The following is a 2,097-nucleotide window of genomic DNA, read 5'->3' on the forward strand; positions in this document are numbered from 1 at the left end:
GTGTTTGCGCGTCTTGCGCCAGCAGGCCTTCGATATCGTGACGGCCGTCTGAAAAATCTTGGGCAAGGCAGTGGGCAACGACTTGGGCAATATCGGTAAACTTGATGCGTTTATCCAAGAAAGCGGCCACGGCAACTTCGTTGGCGGCGTTCAACACGCAAGGCGCGGCGCCACCTGCATTCATGGCCTGATAGGCAAGTTTCAGACATGGGAAACGGTCAAAATCAGGCTTTTGGAAGGTCAAAGCGGACAACGCGCCGAAATCCAACTCGCCCACGCCGGAATCGATGCGTTCGGGCAGACCCAAACAATAAGCAATCGGCGTACGCATATCGGGATTACCCAACTGCGCCAATACCGAACCATCGCGATAACGCACCATGCTGTGTATCACGGATTGCGGATGGATGACGACTTCCAGTTTTTCCGGCGGACAGTTAAACAGCCAATGCGCCTCAATCAACTCCAAGCCCTTATTCATCATTGATGCAGAATCAACGGAAATTTTTCGCCCCATACTCCAATTCGGATGCTTGACCGCCTGCTCGGGCGTAATGCTGTCAAATGTACTTAAATCGGTGTTAAGGAACGGGCCGCCCGATGCGGTCAGGATAATCGAATTGATACCGTGCTCATTCAGACGGCCTGTGTAATCCCTTGGCAATACTTGGAAGATGGCGTTGTGTTCGCTGTCAATCGGCAAGACGGCGGCGCCGTTTTGACGGGCGGTTTCCATGAACAATGCGCCGGAAACCACCAACGTTTCTTTGTTGGCCAGATAAATGGTTTTGCCCTTTTGAGCGGCGGCCAAAGCCGACGGCAAACCGGCCGCGCCGACAATGGCACACATCACGCCGCTGACTTCATCGGCCGAAGCCACATCAATCAGGGCTTGAGCACCATATAAAACCTGCGTATCGATGCCTTCTTGTTTGAGTTTCTTTTCCAGCTCGGCCGCATGGTCGGCATCGCCGACAACGGCATATTCCGGACGGAACTGTTTGCATTGCGCCGCCAGCTTGTCCACCTGCCTATGCCCTGCCAGCGCGAACACGCGGAATTTTTCGGGATGGCGGGAAATAACGTCCAAAGTGCTTTCGCCTATGCTGCCGGTACTGCCTAATATGGTCAGAACTTGTTGTGTCATGGTGTGTTCTTTGTGTGCTGTGCAAACGGTATTCATTGTGTTTGAAATAGATTTCTTTGCCGTTTCCAATTTTCAGACGGCCTTTTGCCTACCGGTTAAACAGGCCGTCTGAAAGAATTACTCAATGCCGTATTCGATGGTAACAACCAGTCGGACTTGTTTGCCGACGGTGCTTTTATCGTAAGAACCGCCGTATTCGTCGTCCTCACTGCTGCCGGTGTCGGCATAGATGTTGAACGAGCCTTGCGAAGCAGAACGCATGGCGCCCACTTTGCCGCCGCCGGTTTTGGCAAACTCGGCCGCTCGTTTCTGCGCATCCTCAGTCGCCTGCGTGATCAAATCGCGTTTGATGGTTTCCAAATTGCCCAGCAAATATTGCGGATTGTCGAAGCGGATGAATTCGTTTTGCGCACGGAAATTCAAAATGGCGCGCTGGGCGGCCTGGATTTTGTCCAGTTTTTTGGTGTTGACCACAATATTGAGGTCGCCGTCGTAGCCGTTGGGCGTGCGGGTTACGTTGCCCAGTTCGTCGCGGGTTTCATTGAAAACGCGCGACACTTCAGGCAGGCCCACTTTCATTTCAGCCGCCGTAAAGCCTTGCTCGCCCAAAAACTTAGACAGCTTTTTGCGTCTTGCCGTCAGCAAATCCAAAACTTCCTGATAGCTCTCGCCGTGCGCGTTCACGCCCGTATTCCACGTAGCGCTGTCGGATTGGAAGTTTTTCTCCGCCAAACCTTTTACAGTAATCGTCCCCGGTTGGCGCAGATTCTTAAACTGCACGCCCAAAATAAACGCCGCAGCCATCAATCCCAGTGCCAACAATACGCCCAAAATCGATAAAGATGAAATCTGTTTTTGTTCGAACATAATCAGCTCCCTCAACAACGTGAGACAGGCGGTTTAAAACAAATATACGAAAGCGGCATAAATGCTGATAACGGCAAGCAGGC

Annotated in this window: 2 protein-coding genes; both read right to left on the minus strand. The window is 52.2% G+C overall.

Annotation, left to right across the window (positions count from 1 at the left end; all coding sequences use genetic code 11):
* On the minus strand, nt 1–1,147 hold a 1,147-nt coding region (ispC, locus tag ACTHUM_RS12115), incomplete at its 3' end, for a 1-deoxy-D-xylulose-5-phosphate reductoisomerase (RefSeq protein ID WP_440402971.1).
* A 117-nt stretch (nt 1,148–1,264) separates the two neighbouring features.
* Nucleotides 1,265–2,014: an SIMPL domain-containing protein gene (locus ACTHUM_RS12120; protein ID WP_440402972.1), complete on the minus strand. Its 750-nt coding sequence runs from the start codon at nt 2,012–2,014 to the stop codon at nt 1,265–1,267.
* Between the last annotated feature and the right edge of the window lie 83 nt (nt 2,015–2,097).

Source organism: Neisseria sp. P0021.S006 (assembly GCF_051956895.1).

What these genes read in the sequence shown, in the direction of transcription:
- ACTHUM_RS12120 (WP_440402972.1), bottom strand. Translation starts at nt 2,014, where the DNA reads ATGTTCGAACAAAAACAGATTTCATCTTTATCGATTTTGGGCGTATTG.